Source organism: Shimia fortis, from assembly GCF_040225985.1.
GTDB lineage: Bacteria > Pseudomonadota > Alphaproteobacteria > Rhodobacterales > Rhodobacteraceae > Shimia.
In genome coordinates this window covers 1-22,131 of the sequence record NZ_JBBPEU010000001.1, presented here as the reverse complement: position 1 = coordinate 22,131, position 22,131 = coordinate 1, and the positions used below count along the sequence as shown (strand labels likewise).

Sequence of the window (22,131 nt, the reverse complement as noted above, 5' to 3'; positions counted from 1 at the left end):
CAGAATGCCTGAACAACTCGTATTTGCAATGGAGGTGTTCCTGAACGGCCTTATGGCAGGCGTTCTCTATGCCCTCGTCGCGCTGGGCTTTGTCCTCATCTACAAGGCATCCGGCATCTTCAACTTTGCCCAAGGTGTGATGGCGCTGTTCGCGGCCATGACGCTTGTCGGGATCCAGAACGGACAGGTGCCGTTCTCGCACCTGATCAACGCGGTTCTTGGAACGCATATCCATCACTTCGGCTGGCATATCCATTCATTCATCGCGATCCTGCTTACGGTTGGGGTGATGGTATTCCTCGCCTGGGCGGTACAGCGTTTCGTGTTCCGCCACTTGGTGGGGCAGGAACCGATCATCCTGTTCATGGCGACCATCGGTTTGGCTTACTTCCTTGAAGGGTTTGCTGACCTGATGTGGGGTTCGGAAATCAAGACACTCGACGTCTGTATGACCGCCAACGCCTGTCTGCCTCAGGGCATCAACATCGCGATTGACGAAGCCACGTATAGCTGGTTCGGCTATGGCTTCTTCATCGATAACCTCGACATCACCGCTACCATTGTTGCCGTGATCCTTGTGGCTGCGCTGGTGATTTTCAGCCAATACACCAAACAAGGCCGCGCCATGCGCGCTGTGGCAGACGATCACCAGGCCGCGCTCTCGGTGGGTATCTCGCTGAACTTCATCTGGGTTCTGGTGTGGTCGGTCGCAGGCTTTGTGGCTCTGGTCGCAGGCATCATGTGGGGCGCCAAATCCGGTGTTCAGTTCTCGCTGTCACTGATCGCGCTCAAGGCCCTGCCGGTTCTGATGCTGGGGGGCTTCACCTCTATCCCGGGTGCCATCGTGGGTGGCCTTATCATCGGTGTCGGTGAAAAGCTGTTCGAATTCTGGGTGGGTCCACTGGTTGGTGGTGCAACGGAGAACTGGTTCGCCTACGTGCTGGCGCTGGTCTTCCTGGTGTTCCGTCCCCAAGGCCTGTTCGGCGAAAAGATCATCGAGAGGGTGTAGCGGCATGACCAAGCTGATCGCCATCCTCAATGTCATCGCGTGGTCGGGGTTCTGGGCCTTCGGGTACATCGCCCTCACCTCCCGCGACCTGTCCGACGGACAGTTGATGATGGCGGCCCTGCTTGCCTTCGCCGGTCTCATCCTCGGGATCTTTGCCTACCTGAAACTTGTGCGTGCCGCCGAAGCAAGCGGCTATGCCAAGAAGTCCAATCAACTTGACGCAGCTGCGCGCGAAAAAGCGCACGCGCAAGGGAGCTAAATACAATGTTTTATCGTGAAGCGGGCGATTTCAAAACGTCCTACTCCGCCGACAACCAGACCTTCCCGATCCGTTTTGATCGGCTGGGATATTACACCGCACTTCTTGTGGCATTCCTGGTTATTCCATTCCTGATCAACGACTACTGGGCCAACGCGATCCTGCTGCCGTTCCTGATCTACGCCATTGCGGCCCTGGGTCTGAACATCCTGGTGGGCTATTGTGGCCAGGTTTCACTAGGGACCGGTGGTTTCATGGCCGTAGGCGCTTATGCCTGCTACAAGCTGATGACCAGCTTTCCGGAAGTGAACATCTTCTTCCACGTCATCCTCTCGGGCGGGATTACCGCGCTGGTCTGTGTTGTGTTCGGCCTGCCGTCCTTGCGGATCAAAGGCTTCTACCTTGCGGTGGCGACCCTCGCGGCACAGTTCTTTCTTGTGTGGATGTTCAACCGCGTCTCGTGGTTCTACAACTACTCGGCCTCGGGCCAGATCAACGCACCTGAACGCACCGTATTCGGTATTGAAGTGACCGGCCCCAACACCGAAGCTTGGGCAACCTATCTGTTCTGCCTTGTCTTCACGGTGGTCAGTGCCTTGATTGCCCGCAACCTGACGCGTGGCATGGCCGGACGCAAATGGATGGCGATCCGCGACATGGACATCGCAGCCGAAATCATTGGCGTGAATCCCCTCAAGGCCAAGATCAGTGCCTTCGCAGTCTCGGGTTTCTTTGTCGGAATCTCGGGCGCCCTGTTCTTCGCAGTCTACCTTGGCGCGGTCGAGGTTGGCGAAGCCTTCGGGATCACCAAGTCGTTCCTTGTGCTCTTCATGATCATCATTGGCGGTCTGGGTTCGATCTTCGGGTCCTTTGCTGGCGCGGCCTTCCTGGTTCTGCTGCCGGTGGTCCTGAAGGTTGTCGGTGTGGACTGGCTGGGCTGGCCCACCGACATTGTGGCGCATCTGCAGCTCGTGATCGTGGGTGGGCTTATCATCATGTTCCTGATCCTTGAACCTCACGGACTCGCCCAACTGTGGCGCGTGACGAAACAGAAACTCCGGCTTTGGCCCTTCCCGCACTAAGGCGGGGCCCCAGCCAACTCATCCCACTGGGGGCAGGAGGAGCCCCCGGGACCACAACATCGGAAAACCAAAAGGGAGGATTAACCCGATGAAAAAGACCTTTGCAACCGCGGCACTGACCGCATTGATGGCCGCAGGCCCCGTCATGGCGGACCTGGTATTCCCGTCGCTCTCGTACCGCACCGGCCCCTACGCCGCAGGCGGCATCCCCTTCGCGGATGGCTATGCAGACTACTTTACCCTGCTGAACGAGCGCGACGGCGGCATCGGTGGCGTTCCCGCCCGCCTGCTGGAATGTGAAACCGGCTACAACACCGAAAAAGGCGTTGAATGCTATGAATCCACCAAGGGTGAAGGCGCTCTGGTGTATCAACCGCTCTCGACCGGCATCACCTATCAGCTGATCCCCAAAACCACCGCAGACGACATCCCGATGCACACGATGGGCTATGGTCGTACTTCGGCGGCAAACGGCAACGTGTTCAGCCACACCTTCAACTATCCGGGCACCTACTGGAACGGTGCGTCGGGCGCGATCAACTACCTGCTGGAAACCAACGGTGGCGACATCAACGGCAAGAAAGTTGCCCTCGTGTACCACAACTCGGCATATGGCAAGGAGCCGATCCGCACACTGGAAGAGCTGCAGAAGAAGCACGGCTTCGAGCTGAGCCTGCTGCCCGTTGACCACCCTGGTCAGGAGCAGAAGTCGCAGTGGCTGCAAATCCGCCGCGAAAAGCCTGACTATGTCCTGATGTGGGGCTGGGGCGTGATGAACCAGGTCGCCATCCAGGAAGCCGCCAACATCCGTTTCCCGATGGAAAACTTCATCGGTATCTGGTGGTCGGGTGCCGAGCATGACGTGACCCCGGCAGGTGCCAAGGCAGACGGCTACAAGGCGCTGACCTTCCATAACGTTGGTCGTGACTTCCCGGTCTTTGACGACATCCAGAAATATGTCGTCGACGCGGGCAAAGCTGCAGGTGCTGGCGATCAGGTGGGTAACGTGCTCTACAACCGTGGTCTCTATGCAGCGATGCTCGCAGCCGAAGCCGCGAAAACCGCTCAGGAAATCCACGGCACCGCAGACATCACCCCGGCGATGATGCGTGACGGTATGGAAGCTCTGGAAATCACCGAAGAGAAAATGGCGTCGCTTGGCATGCCGAACTTTGGTCCGGCGTTCACCGTGTCCTGTGAAAACCACGGCGGCCCCGGTCTGGTTGGTGTGACCCAGTGGGATGCGGATACGCAGACCTGGTCGCTCATCTCGGACTTCGCGCCGACCGACATGGAAGTCATCGGCAAGCTGATCGAGGAAGACTCGGCGGCCTATGCGGCAGAAAACAACATCGAGCCTCAGTGTAAGTAAGGCTTTTTGAACATCCCGGCCGGTTCACGCCGGCCGGGACCCCAACCTTCGACAAGAAAGACGTTTCACATGCTCGACGCTGGTCGCACAGAAGAGACCCTGCTTGAGGTCAACAACATCGAGGTGATCTACAACCACGTGATCCTCGTTCTGAAAGGGGTCAGCCTTTCGGTTCCAAAAGGCGGTATCACTGCGCTCTTGGGCGGGAACGGTGCCGGCAAAACCACGACCCTCAAAGCCATTTCGAACCTGCTGCATTCCGAGCGGGGCGAGGTGACGAAAGGTTCCATCGAATATCGTGGCAAGCGTATTCAGGATCAGGATCCCGCAGAGCTGGTGAAAACCGGTGTAATTCAGGTGATGGAAGGCCGTCACTGCTTTGAACACCTGACCGTGGAAGAAAACCTGCTGACTGGGGCCTATACGCGATCCGACGGCGGCGCGAAAATCCAGCAGGATCTGGACCTAGTTTATACTTATTTCCCGCGCCTGAAAGAGCGCCGGAAATCGCAGGCAGGATATACGTCGGGTGGTGAACAACAGATGGTCGCAATGGGCCGCGCGCTGATGTCGCGCCCGGAAACCATCCTTCTTGACGAACCTTCAATGGGTCTTGCGCCACAGCTCGTGGAAGAAATTTTCGGGATCGTGAAGAACCTGAACGAGCAGGAAGGCGTTACTTTCTTGCTGGCGGAACAGAACACCAACGTGGCGCTGCGCTTTGCGAACTATGGTTACATCCTTGAAAGCGGGCGTGTCGTGATGGACGGTCCGGCAAAGGAATTGCGCGAAAACCCGGATGTGAAGGAATTCTATCTCGGGATGTCGGATGAAGGCCGCAAATCCTTCCGCGACGTGCGCTCTTACCGCCGCCGCAAGCGTTGGCTGAGCTGAACCTGTCCGCCAGATAAACTGGCAGACGAACAAAGCGGTCAAATAGATCGAAATGACACGAGGGTAGGGCGGAAACGGCCTGCCAAAGGGAGAGTTGCGCCTCGTGCAACAAGTTGGCCCGGAGACAGGGTCGAGTGCAGATGAAAGAGGATGGCCAGATGAGCCAGTATTTTGACGACCTGGAAACACGTACGGCGGACGCCCGGGCAGCAGACCTTGCCAAGGCCCTGCCGGAACAGATTTCGCGTGCCAAAGCCCTACCCGGATATGCCGAGGCATTTGCGGATGTCGATCCGTCCTCGATCACAAGTGCAGCAGACCTCGTAAAGCTGCCTGTTCTGCGCAAATCGGATCTGGGCAAGGCGCAGGCCGCAAATCCTCCTCTGGGTGGTTTCAATGCTATCCCGGTCAGTGATTTTGCCCATATCTTCCAGTCTCCGGGCCCCATTTACGAGCCGGGAAACATCAGCCATGACTGGTGGCGGATGGGCCGAGCGATGCATGCCGCCGGTTTCGGATCCGAAGATATCGTACAGAACTGTTTTGCCTATCATCTTACCCCCGCCGGTATGATCTTTGAAAACGCGGCCAAGGCCGTCGGGGCCGCCGTTGTGCCCGCCGGCATTGGGCAGACCGAACTTCAAGTGCAGGCCGCCGCGGCCATCGGTGTGACTGCCTATGCCGGCACACCGGACTATCTCAAAATCATTCTCGACAAGGCGGACGAGATGGGCGTCAAGCTGAACATCACAAAGGCCGCAGTCGGGGGCGGGGCCCTGTTCCCCAGCCTGCGTCAGGAATACGCCGACCGCGGGATCACCTGCCTGCAATCCTATGCCACGGCAGATCTGGGCAACATCGCCTATGAAAGCCCCGCGATGGAGGGCATGATCGTTGACGAAAGCGTGATCGTGGAAATCGTCACTCCGGGCACCGGCGACCCTGTTGCTCCGGGAGAGGTGGGCGAGGTCGTCGTGACCACCCTGAACCCCGATTACCCGTTGATCCGCTTTGCCACCGGCGATCTTTCCGCCGTGATGGAGGGACACTCGCCCTGTGGCCGCACCAATCTGCGCATCAAAGGCTGGATGGGGCGCGCCGATCAGACCGCCAAGATCAAGGGCATGTTCGTACGCCCTGAACAGGTTGGGGCGCTGGTGGCCAAACATGACGAGATCGCCAAGGCGCGCGTTATTGCCACCCGCGAAGGTGAGATGGACGTGATGACAGTCCAGATCGAATCCGATGGCGGTGATGCAGACCTTTATGCCAAATCGGTCGCGGAAACGCTCAAGCTGAAGGGTAAGGTTGAACTTGTCGCCGTGGGCAGCCTGCCCAAGGACGGAATCGTGATTGAAGATCAGCGCAAATACGACTGATCGCCTGAATTTGCTTCCCGTAGACTGGGGCGCAGGCAACCGCTGATCCTGTTTCAGCTTCGTTGCCTGCGCTCTTTTTCTGTGTTCGCCCCAGAGTCCGGAAGGCTTTCCCTGAATGCGGCCCGCCCATTTCGCAGAGCGGCGAAACATGCTTCACTCGCTCAGATATCTCTGTTCTCTTGGGAAAGGTGGCGAGCCATGACAATCAGACAAACCAGCGGCCGTGGGCGTCGTTATGACAGCGTTCTGGACACAGTCGGGGATACGCCGGTTATCCGACTGAACCAGATCGCGCCGGACCACGTCAACATGTTCGTCAAGATGGAGGCGTTCAACCCCGCCGGATCCGTCAAGGACCGGTTGGCCCTGAACATCATCGAAGCGGCCGAGCGTGACGGCCGCCTGAAGCCCGGACAAACCGTGGTCGAAGCCACCTCGGGCAACACGGGTATCGGCCTTGCGATGATCTGCGCCGCCAAGGGGTATCCTCTTGTGATCACCATGTCCGAGGCGTTCTCGATCGAGCGCCGCCGGCTGATGCGGTTTTTCGGTGCCAAGGTGGTTTTGACGCCAAAGGCCGAAAAAGCGTTCGGCATGTACCGCAAGGCGATCGAGTTGGCCGAGAAAAACGGTTGGTTTCTGGCCAGCCAGTTTGAAACCGCAGACAATGCTGATATCCACGAGAACACCACTGCGCGCGAGATTTTGGCCGATTTTTCGGATGCATCGCTGGATTACTGGGTGACGGGCTATGGAACAGGCGGCACCGTGACAGGCGTTGCGCGGGCTTTGCGGGGAAAAAGCCCCACAACCAAGATCGTCTTGGCAGAGCCTTCAAATGCCGCGCTGCTTGCCTCGGGCGAGGTCAACCCTCGCAACACGGCGCATCAGGCGACCGAAGGGCACAAGGCGTTCGAGGCGCATCCGCTTCAAGGCTGGACACCGGATTTCATTCCTTTCGTTCTGCAGGAAACTATCGACAAGAGTTTCTATGATTCCCTGTTGAAGGTCGGTGGATCGGACGCAATTGCGTGGTCGCGCAGGCTGGCCGCGGAAGAGGGCATTTTTGTGGGCATTTCCGCGGGTGGGACCGTGGCTGCGGCCATGGAGGTCGCACGGGACGCTCCGACAGGCTCGAATATTCTGGTGATGTTGCCCGATACGGGCGAGCGTTACCTGTCTACACCGCTGTTTGAAGGGGTGGCAGAGGACATGAGCGAGGAAGAGTGGCAAATTTCGCGTTCCACCCCAGGTCAGCAGATGGACGGATAGCCCTTTTGGGAGTTTGCCACGCGCGATAGAGTCTTTGGGAAACTACCCAATTTCGGATGACCCCATGAACTTCATTATCGGTGCAGACCCTCAAGACAGCAGCGTGCCCGCCCTGTTTAGGGACACTTTTTCCGACTCGGAAGGGGTAGAGGAAGGCGCGCTGATCGCAGAGTTCGTCACGCGCCTTCTAGAGAGCACACCGCCCCAAGACCTGTTTGTAGTCTCCGCCGTCGAGTCGGGGGGCCTTGCCGGCTGCATTTGCTTTTCCCGACTCATCTTTGATCAGGACAATCGCACGGTGTTTATCCTGTCACCTGTCGCGGTCAGAACTGATCGTCAGGGCACCGGCATTGGCCAGAACCTGATTGCGTTCGGGTTAGAACATTTGCGGCTACACGGGGTGGACATTGCCCTGACCTACGGCGACCCGAACTTCTATGCTAAGGTTGGGTTTCAGCATGTCAGCGCAGAGTGCGTACCACCACCCCTTCCGCTGTCACATCCAGAGGGGTGGCTGGGCCAGTCATTAACAGACGCTCCTCTACACCCTTTGATGGGGGCGTCGCGTTGTGTCGAGGCGTTGAACAATCCTGATCTTTGGTGAGCATTCCACAATCGCATACCAAAAACAAAAAAGCCGCCCATAAGGACGGCTTTCTCTATGCTGACTGTCGGACCTTAGCCCTGACGAGCCTTGAAGCGGCGTTGCGTCTTGTTGATGACGTAAACGCGGCCCTTGCGGCGCACAACACGGCAGTCGCGGTGACGCTGCTTCAGCGAGCGGAGCGAGTTCTTGACCTTCATGGCCTTTCTCCTCAATTGGGCGCGACATGCGCCGGGTTGAACGGGCACCCCCAAACCTTGGAGGCGGTGAATAAGAATGGTGGGCGATACAAGGATCGAACTTGTGACCCCTTCGATGTCAACGAAGTGCTCTACCGCTGAGCTAATCGCCCACTCTTACCAACTCGGGACCTTGCCCCCTAACAAAAGGGGGCGCGGAAATCCGCGCCGGTAGCGGGGTCTATAAAAGGAGTCGCGGGAAGGTTCAAGGGCTTTTGAACATGAATATTTTCAGTTTATATAATTGCCGGATCGGAGACACCATGCCCAAGCACGCCTTTATCCTGTTACAGCCGGCCTGCAGAACTTCTGCCGTTGTATTCGCCTCTCCACACAGCGGCTGTGATTACCCGGAATGGTTCGTGCGTCGCAGTCTTTTGAACGCGCACAGCATCCGCAGTTCGGAAGACGCCTTTGTCGATAAGTTGTTTGAAATGGCAACAGATCATGGCGCACCGTTCCTGATGGCGGGGGCGCCGCGGGCTTTCCTTGATCTGAACCGGTCGGTGGACGAGCTTGACCCTGCCCTGATCAAGGGGGTGCGCAAGGTGGGTCATAATCCTCGCGTGGCTTCCGGGCTGGGGGTGATTCCGCGCGTTGTCGCCAATGGCCGCCCGATCTATCGCGGCAAGCTGACCCTGGAAGAGGCGAACCGGCGCATTGATTCGTACTGGCGCCCTTATCACGCCCGGCTGCAAGAGCTTTTGAACGACTCGATCCAGATGTATGGACGTGCGATTCTGGTGGATTGCCATTCCATGCCGAACGAAGCTTTGGACGGCATTGCCCAATCAGGTCGACCCCGCCCCGACATCGTTCTTGGCGATCGCTTTGGGGCTTCCTGCGAGCCGGATATCGTCGATGAGGTCGAACAGGCCTTTACTGATGCCGGATTGCGAGTGGCTCGCAACACCCCGTTTGCAGGGGCCTATGTGACCCAGAATTACGGTCGCCCCTCGCGCAAGCAGCACGCCATTCAGATCGAGGTGAACCGATCCCTCTATATGGATGAACATACCATCCAGCCGCGTGCCGAATTTGAGGCGTTTCGCGGTCTTCTGTCCGACGTGATTGGAAAAATCTCCCAGATCGGACGCCCGGCAAGCCAACCACTTGCCGCGGAATAGCTATCAGCGCATCGCGCGCCCCTTCAGAATTGCATCGCTACCGAATTTCTTGCGGATCTCGTCTGTCGCCCGTTCGGCCTTGCGCCGCTGGGTGGCTTGCGGGTCCAGAAGGTCAGCCGACATGTCCGCCTGTGCTTCCGGCACCAGATCCGACAGCCCAACCCCCAAAAGCCGATAGGGCCCCTGATCACCAACTTGGTCAAACAGCCCGCTTGCGATGCGATAGAGCGTATCGGCCATTTGGGTCGGATCCCTGAGTGCACTCCGGCGCGAAATCAGGCTGTGATCGGCGCGTTTCAGCTTGAGCGTCACCACCCGCCCGGCCGATTCCTTGGCCTTGGCGCGATCCGCCACCTTTTCGGCCAGACGCCACAGATGCCCGTCAAGAATATCCGGATTACTTGTATCTTCAAAAAACGTGGTTTCGTTGCTGATGCTTTTCATCGGCGCGTGTGCCGAGACCTTGCGCCGGTCCTGCCCCCGCGCAAGGTGCCACAACCGTGTCCCCATTGATCCGAAACGGTCACGCAGATCGCGTTCTTCCCAGCGCAGCAAATCGGCAAATGTGCGAATCCCGGCCTTATCCAAAGACGCCTGCGCTGCGGGTCCAATGCCCCAGATCAACCGGACCGGCCTGTCGCGCAGGAAATCGGCAGTCTCTTCTTTGCCTATCACGGAAAACCCGCGCGGCTTTTCGAGATCCGAGGCCACCTTGGCCAGAAACTTGTTGTGGCTCAGACCAATGGATCCGGTCAGCCCCAGTTCGTCTTTCATGCGCTTCACAAGACGCGCCAGCATCACTGCCGGTGGCGCGCCATGCAGCTTGGCCGTGCCGCTGAGATCCATGAACGCCTCGTCCAGAGACAGCGGCTCCACATCCGGCGTCAGGTCATCCATCATCTTGCGAATTTCGCGCGAGATTCCGGCATAAACGGCCATGCGCGGTTTCACCACCACCGCGTCAGGGCACAGTTTCAAAGCCTGAAACATCGGCATTGCCGACCGCACGCCCCGGATGCGCGCGATGTAACAGGCGGTCGAGACCACGCCGCGGCGCCCACCCCCGATGATGACCGGTTTGTCCCGCAGATCGGGATTGTCGCGCTTTTCCACACTGGCATAAAACGCGTCACAATCCATATGAGCAATGGACAGGTCGAACAATTCGGGGTGGTGCTTGACTCGCAAGCTACCACAAGCCGGACAACGGCCCGGCTGATCAAACGAAGAAAGGCAATCGCGGCAGAGGGCAGGCATGGCAAAGACGAAACGTTGCGAGAGAGTATAAGTATGACTGTATCACGAGTTGGCCATGACGACAGGGCCTTTCACGGGGCCAAGCTGGCCGTGTTTGTCGGCCGGCGGCTGGCAACGCTTTTGCGCGACGACAAGCCGAATATACCTTGGCCCGGATACTGGGATTTACCGGGTGGCGGGCGCGAGGGTACTGAAACCGGTGTACAATGCGCTGTGCGCGAAACCCACGAAGAACTGGGGTTGATCATCCCCCTCGACGCGCCTCATTGGGGGCGGATGTATTGGCGCAAAGGACTGCCATTCTGGTTTCTGGCCGTAAATCTGCCAGCCTCCGCCGAGGCCGACATCAGGCTTGGCGATGAAGGGCAGGGTTGGAAACTGATGGATCCGATGGAGTACATGATCCACCCCAAAGCCATTCCGCCATTCCAGTCACGACTGGCCGATTACTTGGCTGGGTTACCGTCCGAGTAATCCAGGCGCAGGCCCTCAAAGCGTGGCGAGTTCATCTACGATCGCTTGGGCTGCAGCGCGGGGGTCTTCCGCCTGCCAGACGGGGCGCCCGACAACAATATGGTCCGCGCCATCGGAAATCGCGCTGGCGGGGGTGGCAACGCGTTTCTGGTCGCCCATTGCCGCGCCGGTCGGGCGTACACCGGGTGTCACGATCAGCTTGCCGGCAGCTGCGGGAAGGGCCCGGATGAGAGCGGCCTCTTGCGGCGAAGCGATCACGCCATCCGCGCCCGCCTCAAAGGCCTTGCCCGCGCGCTCCTGCACGAGATCCTTGATTGCGCCATCCTTGATCAGGGCGCCGTCCAGATCGGCCCGGTCCAGCGAGGTCAGGATCGTCACGGCCAGAATCTTGAGATCCTTTCCCGAAGCACCTTCCTTTGCGGCCTTGACCACGTAGGGGTCGCCATGCACCGTCAGAAAATCCAGATCGAATTGCGCTAGTCCGCGCACGGCGTTCTCGACCGTGGCGCCGATGTCGAACAGTTTCATATCGAGGAAGATACGCTTGCCATGTTCCTGTTTCAGCTCATTGGCCAGCGCCAGGCCGCCACCGGTCAGCATTCCGAGGCCGATTTTGTAAAACGACACCGCGTCGCCAAGTGTTTCAGTCAATTGCAGTCCCTGAAGCGCGTTGGGCACGTCAAGGGCAACGATCAGGCGGTCATCGGACATCGGGCAATCCTCTCAGGAAACAGGTTGCGCCTGTCCTAGTCCTCTCGTCCCGACTTCGCAAGCCACCGGCGTTGGCGGGCGAAACGGTTTATGCAGCAAGCCCCTCATGCGCCCCAAGCAGACGCCGACCAAATGTGATGGCGTCGCGACCACTGCGGAATTCGGGCATGCGGCGTAGCTGGCGCAGCGCATCGCGCACGAACATCAGGCGCTGGTTCGGTGCAGGCTGGGCATTCACGTCTTCGGACCGAAGCAAACACGTGAAATGCGTTTGACTGTTCTGGTCGGTGTGAAACGTGACCTGTGCAACAGACATGCCTGCGTTGATGTCGACAAACTGCTCGGACATTTCAATATCTACAATTTTCATTTCCGCCTCCGCGTTTCTGCTCATCCCAAATCAAACACATGGAAAAGGACAAATTGTGGCGTGATTGGAACCAATCAAAGGTATCTTTTCCGCGTGCTTCTCTTGAAATGCCACGAAGAGATTTCCATTTCTTGAACGAGGCCCGAAACGGGGCGTGCCGCAAAGCGGGCGCCATATAAAACCGGGCGCTTAGAAGAGGAGAGTACACCATGGACTTGAGCAAGTTCACGGAGAGGTCGCGCGGTTTTGTGCAAGCGGCCCAAACCATTGCAATGCGGGAAAACCACCAGCGGTTGGTCCCCGAACACATCCTGAAAGCACTGATGGACGACGATCAGGGGCTGGCCGCCAACCTGATCCAACGCGCCGGTGGCGCGCCTGACCGTGTCCGCGAATCTGTTGATCTGGCCATGGCCAAGATCCCGCAGGTCAGCGGTGATACCGGCCAACCTTACCTGGACAACAGCACCGTCAAGGTTCTGAGCGAAGCCGAGAAGGTCGCGAAGAAAGCCGGCGACAGTTTTGTGCCGGTCGAACGAATCCTGATGGCGCTGGTGATGGTGAAATCCAAAGCGAAAGACGCTCTGGAAGCAGGCGCTGTGAACGCACAGGCGCTGAACGCGGCTATCAATGACATCCGCAAGGGGCGCACCGCCGACAGCGCGTCGGCGGAAGAGGGCTATGATGCTCTGAAGAAATATGCGCGCGATCTGACCGAAGCTGCCGAACAGGGCAAGATCGACCCGATCATCGGACGCGACGATGAAATCCGCCGCGCCATGCAGGTGCTGAGCCGTCGCACCAAGAACAACCCGGTTCTGATCGGGGAACCCGGCGTCGGTAAAACAGCGATTGCCGAGGGCATGGCGCTGCGCATCGTGAACGGTGATGTGCCTGAGAGCTTGCGTAACAAGAAGCTTCTCGCGCTCGATATGGGTGCCCTGATTGCCGGTGCGAAATATCGCGGTGAGTTCGAGGAACGCCTCAAGGCCGTTCTGACCGAAGTGACCGAGGCAGCGGGCGAAATCATCCTGTTTATCGACGAGATGCATACGCTTGTCGGCGCGGGCAAAACAGACGGCGCGATGGATGCGGCCAACCTGATCAAACCGGCGCTGGCGCGGGGCGAGCTGCACTGTATTGGTGCGACCACGTTGGATGAATACCGCAAATACGTGGAAAAAGACGCGGCCCTGGCCCGTCGCTTCCAGCCGGTCGTGGTCGAGGAACCGACCGTCGAGGACACGATCTCGATCCTGCGCGGCATCAAAGAGAAATACGAACTGCACCACGGTGTCCGTATTTCTGACAGCGCGCTTGTGGCGGCGTCGACCCTGTCACACCGCTATATTACCGACCGTTTCCTGCCGGACAAGGCAATCGACCTTGTGGACGAAGCCGCCAGCCGTCTGCGCATGGAAGTGGACAGCAAACCCGAGGAACTTGACGCGCTCGACCGCCAGATCCTGCAATTGCAGATCGAGGAAGAGGCGCTGAAACTCGAGGATGACGCGGCCAGCAAGGACCGTCTGGAAACCCTGCAAAAGGATCTGGCCGACCTTCAGGACAAGTCCGCCGAGATGACGGCGCGCTGGCAGGCAGGCCGTGACAAGCTGGCATCGGCCCGCGACCTGAAAGAGCAACTTGATCAGGCACGTGCAGATCTCGAGATTGCGAAACGCGAAGGTAACCTCGCCAAGGCGGGCGAGCTGTCTTACGGCGTGATCCCGAACCTTGAGAAACAGCTTGCCGAGGCCGAGGAAGAAGGATCGGACAAAGCGGTTGAAGAGGCCGTGCGTCCCGAACAGATCGCTTTGGTCGTCGAGCGCTGGACGGGTATCCCGACCTCGAAAATGCTCGAGGGCGAGCGCGAGAAACTTTTGCGCATGGAAGATGACCTGCACCGCCGTGTCATCGGTCAGGATGCGGCTGTCACCGCCGTGGCCAACGCCGTGCGCCGCGCCCGTGCGGGTCTCAATGATGAAAACCGCCCGCTGGGGTCGTTCCTGTTCCTTGGCCCGACAGGTGTTGGCAAGACAGAACTGACCAAGGCCGTGGCCGAGTTCCTGTTTGACGACGACAATGCGATGGTCCGCATCGACATGTCCGAGTTCATGGAGAAACATTCGGTCGCCCGCTTGATCGGCGCGCCTCCGGGCTATGTCGGCTATGACGAAGGTGGTGTTCTGACCGAGGCTGTGCGCCGCCGCCCCTACCAGGTGGTGCTGTTTGACGAGGTCGAGAAGGCGCATCCGGACGTGTTCAACGTGTTGTTGCAGGTTCTTGATGATGGGCAACTGACCGATGGTCAGGGCCGCACCGTGGACTTCAAGCAGACGCTGATCATCCTGACGTCGAACCTAGGCGCGCAGGCCCTGTCGCAACTGCCCGAAGGGGCCGATGCCGCGGATGCACGCCGTGATGTCATGGACGCCGTACGCGCCCATTTCCGCCCCGAGTTCCTGAATCGTCTGGATGAAACCATCATCTTCGACCGTCTGGCCCGTGCGGACATGGATGGCATTGTCGAGATCCAGCTGACACGCCTGCGCAAACGTCTGGCAGGGCGCAAAATCGAGATCGCGTTGGACGAGGATGCGAAGAAATGGCTTGCCGATGAAGGTTATGATCCGGTCTTCGGCGCCCGCCCGCTGAAACGTGTGATCCAGCGCGCATTGCAGAACCCGCTGGCCGAGGCGCTTTTGGCTGGTGACATCAAGGACGGTGAAACCATTCCTGTCACGGCGGGTCCTGACGGGTTGATCATCGGCAATCGCCTTGGCACAACGGACCGCCCGAAACCGGATGATGCCGTCGTGCATTAACTCTGGTTTTGACAGACAAGAAATGCCGCCTCCCTCACCGGGGCGGCATTTTACTTTTCACCTCAAGGACAAACCGACATATGCAGGTTTTTCTATGGTTTCGTATGTTCCTTTGCTAGCCTGCACGGCACTAGGGAGGAAACGAAATGAAACAACTTGTCACTGCGGCCTGTCTGGCCGCCGCCGTCGCAACGTCGGCATTCGCCGAAGGCGAAACCCACTATGTCGCCGTTCACGTGGATCAGAACGATCCCAAGGTCATCAACATGGCTTTGAACAACGTTCAGAACCTGACCAACTACTATGAATCGCAAGGCGACACCGCCATTGTTGAGGTCGTCGCTTACGGACCGGGCTTGCACATGTATATTCCCGGCAAAAGCCCGGTTGTGGATCGCATTTCCACGATGTCTCTTGAAATTGAAAACCTGACATTCGCCGCTTGCGGCAACACCCATCGCAAGATGAGCGAGAAAGCAGGAAAGGAAATCACTTTGCTGGACGAAGCCAATATCGTGCCTTCCGGAGTTGTCCGCCTCGTCGAGTTGCAAGAACAGGGCTACGCCTACGTGCGGCCCTGATCTCTCAAGATGCAAGGCGGCGCCGGAATCCGACGCCGCCTTCCCGATCAATCAAATCACCACTCCGGTCTGCCCAAGGTGTACAGCCGGGGCAGACTTCTCATTCCATCAGTTCGATTTCACCCGGTCGCCAAGTCTGGTCGAACCAGGGTTCCAGCGGACCATAAAGCCGCATGATCGTATTCCAGCCTTTGCCCGGCACGGTCTGCAACCAGTTGCCTTCTTTGCCTTCAGGCGGGGTCGGGCCAAAGTAGATATCCGTCGATCCGTCCGCGTTCTCGACCACGCTGGCATCGTTGCTGCCAAGGGCTGGAAATTGCTTGTCCGTTTGCAGCATTGAACGGGTCTGGTTGTCATAAAGCGTGAACGACCAGAAATCTTTGGCTGGCGGATTGGCGGGCACTGTCAGCTTGTAGGTCTTGCCGCCATCCAGCGCATTGCCGTCCGAATCCCGATAGGTAAACGCGTATTGCGAGCCCTTGCCTACGGCCTTGACCGCCATGGCGGGGGTCACACCCGTGGCATAGAAATGAAAGGCCGACCGGAAATCCTGAACCGTGGCCCCGTCGATGATCCATGTATAGGCGCCGCCGGGAAAGGCGTTTTGCCAATAGCTCTCGCCCGGATACCAATAGGCGCGATCATCCCGGGGTTTCGAGATCAGCGTCTTCACCGTCACCGCGCCAGCCGCAGCCGCGCGATCAAGGATCGACTGCATCCGCGCATCCGGAGTGAATTCCTGCCCCTTGATAATCCCGATCGCTGCCAGATGGCCCAGCAATTCGGGGTTTTCGCCAAGCAGTGGTTCGGACTGGATGACGTTGTTCACCTCTTCAAACATCCGCCCATCCATCAGGTGGATCGTGTTGAACTCTTTGCCCGAGACGTTGACAAATGTCATTTCGGGCGGGCTGTCCGCTTGCGAAAGCGGATACATGCGGAACATGTCCTGTGTTGCTTTCACGGCAGCCGCGGGCGATCCGTTCTCGTCGGTATATCCGCGCCACAAAACCCAATGGGCATAGGTGTCGGTCTGCACGACATCGGTAAATCCGGACGCGTCAACCTCCCCTTCGAACCCGGGCGGCAGGATCAGGAACTTGCCGCCCTTGCCTTCATCCGGCCCTAGGTTGCCAAAGTCCATGACGTATTTGAACCATGCGTTGTTCAGAAAGCCCAGTACATTGGGCGGCGTCTCGATCACCCAGGGTTCGTCCGTCATGCGCAGCGATGCAGTCTGGTACACGCTGGTGGTGTTGGGCGTCAGGAACAGCGCTTTGGAATCCATCAGGTCGGCGAACTGCACCACGGTGCTGTTGGCCGGCCCCCATTCCTCGATCCCGCGTAACATGGCGTCCATCGACGCGATCTTGATGCCGTCCATATAGGCTTGGTAGGCATGTGTGAAATCCAAGAGGTCATAGATCTTGTCGGTGGTTTCCGCGTCGGGCACACCGTCAAAGAAATTCAGATCCCCCAGTTGGGTTTCTATATTGTCAGGCGTGGTGATCCCGTCCGGGATCGGCGTGGTCATCGCAAAGCTTTGCGTCTCGTCTGCCAAAAGCGGCGCCATACTTGTACTCAGGCACAATGCGGCCGAACCGGCCAGCGTGATCAGTCGTTTCTTCGGAGACATCTTGCTCCTCCCTGTTTTTGAGTTTGTGCTTGGTGTTAAGGGCTTTCTTTTTGCAGTGCGGCCTTTGCGTCGAACGGGTACAGCGTTGACAGCCAGATGCGCAAAAGGGCCGTCAGGACCTCCTCTTTCTCTTTCTTCTGGGGCGACCCGAAGGCGTGGATCAAAATCGCCGCATCCATCCTGTTCAGCGTGCGCGCAACTGGCAACGGGTCGAATTCGGGTGTCAGACCCTTGGCCTGATCTTGGGCAATCCGGGCCGACACAACTTCGTCAAAAGATGCCAGAAACGATTGCCACACATTTTCAAGACGCGCATCCGTGGGTGCCCCATCAGACACCGCGCGTAAAATGGCGCCGTGGGTATGGCCCACATCCACCAGCGCGCGCAGGCTGTCCTGCAGGGTCGCAATCGACTCGCCTTCGTTCGACAACCATTTATGCGCGCCCTCGACGATCCCGCCTTTCACGCCTTCCAGCAGGGTTTCCAGCAACCCGTGCAGATCGTTGAAATAGAGGTAGAACGTGGCCCTGCTCAGCCCCGTTTGCCGCATCAAGCCGCCCACCGTGAGATCGCGGAACGGGTTTTCCTCGAAAAACTCTCCGGCAGCCCGCAGGATGGCCGCGCGTGTCAGGGCCGCCTTGCTAGAGGCTTGTTGCGGATCGGTCGGGGTCATACCCGCCTTCGGAGGAACTTTTTCTGACATGGTGTCAGTAAAACTGACGCTGTGTCAGAAGTCTAGAATTTTCCATCCTCGAGCAAGGTCACAAGGTTGTGGGGGCGGCCACCTAATGCAAAAAGCCGCCCCAGACAGGCGGCTTTCTTTCCTCTTCTTTAACGGAAAACTTTGTACAAACCGGACAAAGCCCGTTTTTCAAAGGTACAAACCGGTCACTTTACTCTCCGATCGCCTCGCGGACGATTTCCTCAAGCAAGGCCTCGACCTCTTTCATCGGCCCCTCGGGCATCACCCGATAACCGATGGTCGTGGTGCCTTCCTGTCCCGGTTTTTCCATCACGAAAATACCGTAGGGACAGAATTGCAGGTTCATTGGATCTTCTTCCATCACCTTGCGCGACACCGTGGCCGAACAGAAATTGTAAACTTCGGCGCGGGTAAAGATGGTCACGTCCGACCCCACATCGGCCTTGGTGCGTTCCAGCATGTCGCCAACGTGGTTCACCGCATCAATAATCAAACCCTTGTCGGTGATCGCGCTTTCCAGCCCGAAGGTTACATCATCATAGTCCTGAAGGACGGTATAGGACACGGCGGTGTCCCCGGCAGATGCTACAGAGGCAGTCAGAACAAGCCCTGCGGCCAGCAATACGGATTTCATGTCGGTCCTCCCGAAAAGTTTGGTGTAACGTGACTTGAGATAAAGCAATACATTGGGCACCCTATTACCATATCCTTTGAATGCTTTGATGCAGGTCAACAGAAAGTCAATAATATGAATATGTCTATGGATAGAGCCTTTGACATCGTCGAGGTGCTGGGTCTCGTATTTGTCGCCGTACTGGGGATCATGGTGCTGGTCGCCATGGTTCTTTTTATTGTTGACCGTATCCAGACCGGCGATGCCATCCGGCGTAACTATCCCCTGATCGGACGGTTCCGGCATTTGTTCTCAGAATTGGGTGAGTTCTTTCGCCAGTATTTCTTCGCGATGGACCGCGAAGAGCTGCCGTTCAACCGCGCGCAGCGGGACTGGGTCACCCGGTCGGGCGAGGGCAAGGGGAATACCGTTGCATTTGGATCGACCCGCAACCTTAACGTCGTGGGTACACCCATTTTCGTCAACGATCCGTTCCCGCCGCTGGATGATCAGTTCGCCAGCACCGAACCACTGCTGATTGGCCCGACTGCGGAAAAGCCTTTCCTGGCGCCGTCGATTTTCAACATTTCCGGCATGAGCTACGGCGCATTGTCCAAGCCCGCGGTTCAAGCGCTTGCGCTTGGTGCGAAAGAGGCTGGTATCTGGATGAACACCGGCGAGGGGGGCGTGTCGCCTTTCCACCTCGAAGGGGGCTGTGATCTTGTCTACCAGATCGGCACGGCCAAATTCGGTGTGCGGGACGAGCATGGCAACCTGAGCGACGACAAGTTGCGCGCGGTTGCTGCGCATGAGCAGATCCGCATGTTCGAGATCAAGATGGCCCAAGGCGCCAAGCCCGGCAAAGGCGGTATCCTGCCTGGCGAAAAAGTGACCGAGGAAATCGCTGCCATCCGTGGTTTGAAAGTGGGGCAGGACGGCATCTCCCCCAACCGTCACCGCGAGATCGACAATTTTGACCACCTTCTGGACATGATCCAACACGTGCGCGAGGTCACCGGCAAACCGGTGGGGATCAAGACTGTAGTCGGCACCGAGGAACCCTTTCGGCAATTGTTCGAAACCATCGAGCGACGCGGGTCGGAAGCGGCGCCCGACTTTATCACCATCGATGGAGGCGAAGGCGGGACCGGGGCTGCCCCCATGCCGCTGATCGATCTTGTCGGGATGCCGGTGCGCGAGGCGCTGCCGCTTGTCGTGAACCTGCGGGACGAATTCCGCCTGCATGACCGCATCCGGATTATCGCTTCGGGCAAGCTGGTCAATCCAGGAGATGTTGCCTGGGCGCTGGCGGCGGGCGCGGACTTTGTGGTTTCGGCGCGGGGATTCATGTTCTCGCTCGGGTGCATTCAGGCGCTCAAGTGTAACAAGAACACCTGCCCGACCGGCATCACAACGCATGACCCCAGGTTTCAGAAAGGGTTGGTCGTAGAACGCAAATACAAGCGCGTTGCGCGCTATGCGAAATCGATCATCAAGGAAGTGGAGACCATCGCCCATTCAGTTGGCGTCAGCGAGCCGCGCCAGATGCGGCGGCGGCATGTCCGCATCGTCCAGCCAAACGGTCGCTCGGTTCCGATGAACAAGATCTACCCAAGTTACAACTCAAGCACACCTTCGTGAGATGTCGTGGTTTGGCGTGGGGCCGGACTTTGTCTAGATGCATATTAAGCACTGTCAAAGGAGGTACGGATGGCCAAGCGTTGGATAAATGATCTGTCACAGGCGGATATCACGCCGGAAAGCACCTATCTGAACCGCCGCCAAATCCTGGCAGGTATGGCGGGTGTCAGCGTTGCCGGTCTTGGAGCGGCGTCGTCGGCACGAGCAAGTGCCGACCTGACACCCGATAGCTGGGAGGTCATTACCTCTTACAACAATTTTTACGAGTTCGGGACTGGCAAGGACGACCCGATGAAATACGCGGGCTCGCTGACCACCGAGCCCTGGAGCATTGAGATAGACGGCTTGGTCGAACGCCCGGGTACCTATGCTCTGGACGACATCCTGTCCAAGATGACGATGGAAGAACGCATTTACCGGTTCCGCTGTGTCGAGGCATGGTCGATGGTTGTGCCGTGGAACGGTTTTGAACTGGCCGACCTATTGCAGATGGCCGGGCTGAAAGAGGGTGCGAAATATGTGGCCTTCGAAACCCTGATGCGTCCAGAAGAAATGCCTGGTCAGAAATATCCTGTTCTTGAGTGGCCATATGTCGAGGGTTTGCGGCTGGACGAAGCGATGCATCCTCTGACGCTCATGGCGACGGGGATTTATGGCAAACCGATCCCGAACCAGAACGGCGCGCCGATCCGGCTGGTTGTACCTTGGAAGTATGGCTTCAAATCCATCAAATCGATCGTTCGTATCACGTTGACCGAAGGCGAACCGCCGACCAGCTGGAACCGGGCCAACCCGCGTGAGTATGGGTTCTATAGCAATGTGAACCCGACCGTAGATCATCCGCGGTGGTCGCAAGCGACCGAAAGGACGATTGGCGGGGGACTGTTTGCCAAACGCAAACCGACCCTCATGTTCAATGGCTATGAAAAAGAGGTCGCGTCTTTGTACGAAGGCATGGACCTGCGGACCCACTATTAAGCAGAATGACTACTTGGAAGGCAGACGCAGGCATGGTGTCCGTACAAATGGTGCCAAGTCAGGCATATTTCGAGGGTGGGTCTCTGACATGAAGTCCTTCACGCGACATATCCCGGCCTGGTGGCTGTATATCCTTGGTGCGATATATCCGGTGTGGCTGTTCTTTCAGGGTATGACCGGAGGGCTTGGCGTCGATCCGGTCAAGGTAATGGAACACAGCCTTGGCAAAGCGGGCCTGCAGCTCGTTGTCGTGGGCCTCTGCATTACACCTCTGCGCAAATTCGCTGGTTTCAACCTGATCAAGTATCGCCGCGCAATCGGTGTGCTGGCGTTCCTATATATATGTCTGCACCTTTGCGTTTGGCTGGTGCTGGACGTCCAGATCCTGTCCCAGATCTGGGCTGACATTCTCAAGCGCCCCTATATCACCATCGGGATGGTCGGTTTCGCCCTAATGGTGCCTTTGGCTCTGACCTCGAACAATTGGTCGGTGCGTCGGCTTGGTCGCCGCTGGAATGTCCTCCACAAGCTTACCTATGTGGCTGCCATGCTGGGGGCGCTGCACTACGCGATGTTGGTGAAGGGGTTTCAATACGAACCGCTTCTTTATCTGATCGGGATTCTCGTACTTTTGGGCTTGAGACGGGTTCCCGCGCGCAAGGTTTGCCGCGCCTGAGGTGATTACCGGAAAATCCATCTGCGATTCCCGAACCGTTTCATAGAGAATCTCGGGCGACTCGGACCTTTGACGTGTGATTACCGAAAACAGGCCGGTGAATCGGTGGCAGACTCGTAAAGAATCCCGATTCACGGACCGAGTCTGTGTGTGACTTGCGGTGAATCGCGACAGGACTGTGGGAATGTCTGTGGATATCTCGTTTGGTGCGAATGGTGGATCTAAAGGGCGGGAAATAAAATTGCGTTTGAATGGGTTATTTTGAAATGAGTGGAATGTAACCCATTGTAAACACGTCGAAAATCAGAAAAATCGCAAAAAGATGCATTTTTTTGAAAAAAGCACTTGCGGGTTTTGTGCAGTAACCGTAGAACCCCCCTCACCGGCGGCGCTGAGGCGCACAACGGGACGCCAGACGGAGCGGCGGA

22 protein-coding genes and 1 tRNA gene are annotated in these 22,131 nt (G+C 57.9%); 15 read left to right on the top strand and 8 right to left on the bottom strand.

The window, feature by feature from the left end:
- The first annotated feature begins 4 nt into the window (after nucleotides 1-4).
- The 8 genes from WNE31_RS00115 (at nucleotide 5) to WNE31_RS00080 (ending at nucleotide 7,871) form a co-directional block, all read left to right on the top strand.
- On the top strand, nucleotides 5-1,009 hold the full coding sequence (locus WNE31_RS00115; RefSeq protein WP_349977552.1) for a branched-chain amino acid ABC transporter permease: 1,005 nt from the start codon (nucleotides 5-7) through the stop codon (nucleotides 1,007-1,009).
- A 4-nt stretch (nucleotides 1,010-1,013) separates the two neighbouring features.
- Nucleotides 1,014-1,268 (top strand): hypothetical protein, encoded by a 255-nt coding sequence (locus WNE31_RS00110; RefSeq protein ID WP_349977551.1) that lies wholly within the window; start codon nucleotides 1,014-1,016, stop codon nucleotides 1,266-1,268.
- Nucleotides 1,269-1,273: 5 nt separating this feature from the next.
- Complete coding sequence (locus tag WNE31_RS00105; RefSeq protein ID WP_349977550.1) at nucleotides 1,274-2,350, top strand: branched-chain amino acid ABC transporter permease; 1,077 nt, start codon at nucleotides 1,274-1,276, stop codon at nucleotides 2,348-2,350.
- Nucleotides 2,351-2,438: 88 nt separating this feature from the next.
- A complete protein-coding gene (locus tag WNE31_RS00100) occupies nucleotides 2,439-3,722 on the top strand; it encodes an ABC transporter substrate-binding protein (protein WP_349977549.1) in 1,284 nt (427 codons plus the stop codon).
- Between the two features lie 69 nt (nucleotides 3,723-3,791).
- Nucleotides 3,792-4,616, top strand: a complete 825-nt coding sequence (locus WNE31_RS00095) for an ABC transporter ATP-binding protein (protein ID WP_349977548.1) — start codon at nucleotides 3,792-3,794, stop codon at nucleotides 4,614-4,616.
- Between the two features lie 158 nt (nucleotides 4,617-4,774).
- The gene (locus WNE31_RS00090) at nucleotides 4,775-5,995 is read left to right on the top strand and encodes a phenylacetate--CoA ligase family protein (protein WP_349977547.1); all 1,221 of its coding nucleotides are present in this window, start codon (nucleotides 4,775-4,777) and stop codon (nucleotides 5,993-5,995) included.
- 198 nt (nucleotides 5,996-6,193) lie between these two features.
- Nucleotides 6,194-7,267 carry a cysteine synthase A gene (gene cysK, locus WNE31_RS00085; RefSeq protein WP_349977546.1) on the top strand — a complete coding sequence of 358 codons (1,074 nt, stop codon included), beginning with the start codon at nucleotides 6,194-6,196 and terminating at the stop codon, nucleotides 7,265-7,267.
- Between the two features lie 64 nt (nucleotides 7,268-7,331).
- On the top strand, nucleotides 7,332-7,871 hold the full coding sequence (locus WNE31_RS00080) for a GNAT family N-acetyltransferase (protein WP_349977545.1): 540 nt from the start codon (nucleotides 7,332-7,334) through the stop codon (nucleotides 7,869-7,871).
- Nucleotides 7,872-7,945: 74 nt separating this feature from the next.
- On the opposite strand, the gene ykgO is transcribed toward WNE31_RS00080, so the two are convergent.
- Nucleotides 7,946-8,071 carry a type B 50S ribosomal protein L36 gene (ykgO, locus tag WNE31_RS00075; protein WP_012177066.1) on the bottom strand — a complete coding sequence of 42 codons (126 nt, stop codon included), beginning with the start codon at nucleotides 8,069-8,071 and terminating at the stop codon, nucleotides 7,946-7,948.
- A gap of 77 nt (nucleotides 8,072-8,148) precedes the next feature.
- Nucleotides 8,149-8,223, bottom strand: a tRNA-Val gene (locus tag WNE31_RS00070).
- A 150-nt stretch (nucleotides 8,224-8,373) separates the two neighbouring features.
- On the opposite strand from WNE31_RS00070, the gene WNE31_RS00065 reads away from it, so the two are divergent.
- The gene (locus WNE31_RS00065; RefSeq protein ID WP_349977544.1) at nucleotides 8,374-9,237 is read left to right on the top strand and encodes an N-formylglutamate amidohydrolase; all 864 of its coding nucleotides are present in this window, start codon (nucleotides 8,374-8,376) and stop codon (nucleotides 9,235-9,237) included.
- Between the two features lie 3 nt (nucleotides 9,238-9,240).
- Here WNE31_RS00065 and WNE31_RS00060 read toward each other — a convergent pair whose 3' ends face one another.
- Nucleotides 9,241-10,494 (bottom strand): DNA polymerase IV, encoded by a 1,254-nt coding sequence (locus tag WNE31_RS00060; protein WP_349977543.1) that lies wholly within the window; start codon nucleotides 10,492-10,494, stop codon nucleotides 9,241-9,243.
- Nucleotides 10,495-10,527: 33 nt separating this feature from the next.
- Between WNE31_RS00060 and WNE31_RS00055 the strand changes: the two genes are divergently transcribed.
- Entirely contained in the window at nucleotides 10,528-10,968 is a 441-nt protein-coding gene (locus tag WNE31_RS00055; protein WP_349977542.1) for an NUDIX hydrolase, read from the top strand.
- 15 nt (nucleotides 10,969-10,983) lie between these two features.
- On the opposite strand, the gene pyrF is transcribed toward WNE31_RS00055, so the two are convergent.
- Complete coding sequence (gene pyrF, locus WNE31_RS00050) at nucleotides 10,984-11,679, bottom strand: orotidine-5'-phosphate decarboxylase (protein ID WP_349977541.1); 696 nt, start codon at nucleotides 11,677-11,679, stop codon at nucleotides 10,984-10,986.
- An 88-nt stretch (nucleotides 11,680-11,767) separates the two neighbouring features.
- Nucleotides 11,768-12,049, bottom strand: a complete 282-nt coding sequence (locus WNE31_RS00045; protein ID WP_349977540.1) for a hypothetical protein — start codon at nucleotides 12,047-12,049, stop codon at nucleotides 11,768-11,770.
- Nucleotides 12,050-12,258: 209 nt separating this feature from the next.
- Between WNE31_RS00045 and clpB the strand changes: the two genes are divergently transcribed.
- The gene (gene clpB / locus WNE31_RS00040) at nucleotides 12,259-14,874 is read left to right on the top strand and encodes an ATP-dependent chaperone ClpB (RefSeq protein ID WP_349977539.1); all 2,616 of its coding nucleotides are present in this window, start codon (nucleotides 12,259-12,261) and stop codon (nucleotides 14,872-14,874) included.
- 146 nt (nucleotides 14,875-15,020) lie between these two features.
- Nucleotides 15,021-15,455 (top strand): DsrE family protein, encoded by a 435-nt coding sequence (locus WNE31_RS00035; RefSeq protein WP_349977538.1) that lies wholly within the window; start codon nucleotides 15,021-15,023, stop codon nucleotides 15,453-15,455.
- Nucleotides 15,456-15,555: 100 nt separating this feature from the next.
- Here WNE31_RS00035 and WNE31_RS00030 read toward each other — a convergent pair whose 3' ends face one another.
- The 3 genes from WNE31_RS00030 to WNE31_RS00020 form a co-directional block, all read right to left on the bottom strand.
- On the bottom strand, nucleotides 15,556-17,091 hold the full coding sequence (locus WNE31_RS00030; RefSeq protein WP_349977537.1) for a DUF1254 domain-containing protein: 1,536 nt from the start codon (nucleotides 17,089-17,091) through the stop codon (nucleotides 15,556-15,558).
- A gap of 35 nt (nucleotides 17,092-17,126) precedes the next feature.
- Nucleotides 17,127-17,765: a TetR/AcrR family transcriptional regulator gene (locus WNE31_RS00025; protein ID WP_349977536.1), complete on the bottom strand. Its 639-nt coding sequence runs from the start codon at nucleotides 17,763-17,765 to the stop codon at nucleotides 17,127-17,129.
- Nucleotides 17,766-17,985: 220 nt separating this feature from the next.
- Complete coding sequence (locus tag WNE31_RS00020; protein ID WP_349977535.1) at nucleotides 17,986-18,429, bottom strand: DUF302 domain-containing protein; 444 nt, start codon at nucleotides 18,427-18,429, stop codon at nucleotides 17,986-17,988.
- A 126-nt stretch (nucleotides 18,430-18,555) separates the two neighbouring features.
- Here WNE31_RS00020 and WNE31_RS00015 point away from each other — a divergent pair, with 126 nt between their 5' ends.
- The 3 genes from WNE31_RS00015 (at nucleotide 18,556) to msrQ (ending at nucleotide 21,703) form a co-directional block, all read left to right on the top strand.
- Nucleotides 18,556-20,049, top strand: coding sequence for an FMN-binding glutamate synthase family protein (locus WNE31_RS00015; RefSeq protein ID WP_349977534.1), 1,494 nt, complete (start codon nucleotides 18,556-18,558; stop codon nucleotides 20,047-20,049).
- A gap of 69 nt (nucleotides 20,050-20,118) precedes the next feature.
- Nucleotides 20,119-21,027, top strand: coding sequence for a protein-methionine-sulfoxide reductase catalytic subunit MsrP (gene msrP / locus WNE31_RS00010; protein ID WP_349977533.1), 909 nt, complete (start codon nucleotides 20,119-20,121; stop codon nucleotides 21,025-21,027).
- A gap of 88 nt (nucleotides 21,028-21,115) precedes the next feature.
- Nucleotides 21,116-21,703, top strand: a complete 588-nt coding sequence (msrQ, locus tag WNE31_RS00005) for a protein-methionine-sulfoxide reductase heme-binding subunit MsrQ (RefSeq protein WP_349977532.1) — start codon at nucleotides 21,116-21,118, stop codon at nucleotides 21,701-21,703.
- Nucleotides 21,704-22,131: the final 428 nt, after the last annotated feature.

Coding starts and splice junctions, on each gene's coding strand:
- WNE31_RS00110 (WP_349977551.1), top strand. CDS start 1,014: ATGACCAAGCTGATCGCCATCCTCAATGTCATCGCGTGGTCGGGGTTC.
- msrP (WP_349977533.1), top strand. CDS start 20,119: ATGGCCAAGCGTTGGATAAATGATCTGTCACAGGCGGATATCACGCCG.
- WNE31_RS00025 (WP_349977536.1), bottom strand. CDS start 17,765: ATGACCCCGACCGATCCGCAACAAGCCTCTAGCAAGGCGGCCCTGACA.
- WNE31_RS00055 (WP_349977542.1), top strand. CDS start 10,528: ATGACTGTATCACGAGTTGGCCATGACGACAGGGCCTTTCACGGGGCC.
- WNE31_RS00035 (WP_349977538.1), top strand. CDS start 15,021: ATGAAACAACTTGTCACTGCGGCCTGTCTGGCCGCCGCCGTCGCAACG.
- cysK (WP_349977546.1), top strand. CDS start 6,194: ATGACAATCAGACAAACCAGCGGCCGTGGGCGTCGTTATGACAGCGTT.
- WNE31_RS00095 (WP_349977548.1), top strand. CDS start 3,792: ATGCTCGACGCTGGTCGCACAGAAGAGACCCTGCTTGAGGTCAACAAC.
- WNE31_RS00105 (WP_349977550.1), top strand. CDS start 1,274: ATGTTTTATCGTGAAGCGGGCGATTTCAAAACGTCCTACTCCGCCGAC.
- WNE31_RS00060 (WP_349977543.1), bottom strand. CDS start 10,494: ATGCCTGCCCTCTGCCGCGATTGCCTTTCTTCGTTTGATCAGCCGGGC.
- WNE31_RS00015 (WP_349977534.1), top strand. CDS start 18,556: ATGGATAGAGCCTTTGACATCGTCGAGGTGCTGGGTCTCGTATTTGTC.
- WNE31_RS00090 (WP_349977547.1), top strand. CDS start 4,775: ATGAGCCAGTATTTTGACGACCTGGAAACACGTACGGCGGACGCCCGG.
- msrQ (WP_349977532.1), top strand. CDS start 21,116: ATGAAGTCCTTCACGCGACATATCCCGGCCTGGTGGCTGTATATCCTT.
- WNE31_RS00100 (WP_349977549.1), top strand. CDS start 2,439: ATGAAAAAGACCTTTGCAACCGCGGCACTGACCGCATTGATGGCCGCA.
- WNE31_RS00020 (WP_349977535.1), bottom strand. CDS start 18,429: ATGAAATCCGTATTGCTGGCCGCAGGGCTTGTTCTGACTGCCTCTGTA.
- ykgO (WP_012177066.1), bottom strand. CDS start 8,071: ATGAAGGTCAAGAACTCGCTCCGCTCGCTGAAGCAGCGTCACCGCGAC.
- WNE31_RS00115 (WP_349977552.1), top strand. CDS start 5: ATGCCTGAACAACTCGTATTTGCAATGGAGGTGTTCCTGAACGGCCTT.
- WNE31_RS00080 (WP_349977545.1), top strand. CDS start 7,332: ATGAACTTCATTATCGGTGCAGACCCTCAAGACAGCAGCGTGCCCGCC.
- WNE31_RS00065 (WP_349977544.1), top strand. CDS start 8,374: ATGCCCAAGCACGCCTTTATCCTGTTACAGCCGGCCTGCAGAACTTCT.
- WNE31_RS00045 (WP_349977540.1), bottom strand. CDS start 12,049: ATGAAAATTGTAGATATTGAAATGTCCGAGCAGTTTGTCGACATCAAC.
- pyrF (WP_349977541.1), bottom strand. CDS start 11,679: ATGTCCGATGACCGCCTGATCGTTGCCCTTGACGTGCCCAACGCGCTT.
- WNE31_RS00030 (WP_349977537.1), bottom strand. CDS start 17,091: ATGTCTCCGAAGAAACGACTGATCACGCTGGCCGGTTCGGCCGCATTG.
- clpB (WP_349977539.1), top strand. CDS start 12,259: ATGGACTTGAGCAAGTTCACGGAGAGGTCGCGCGGTTTTGTGCAAGCG.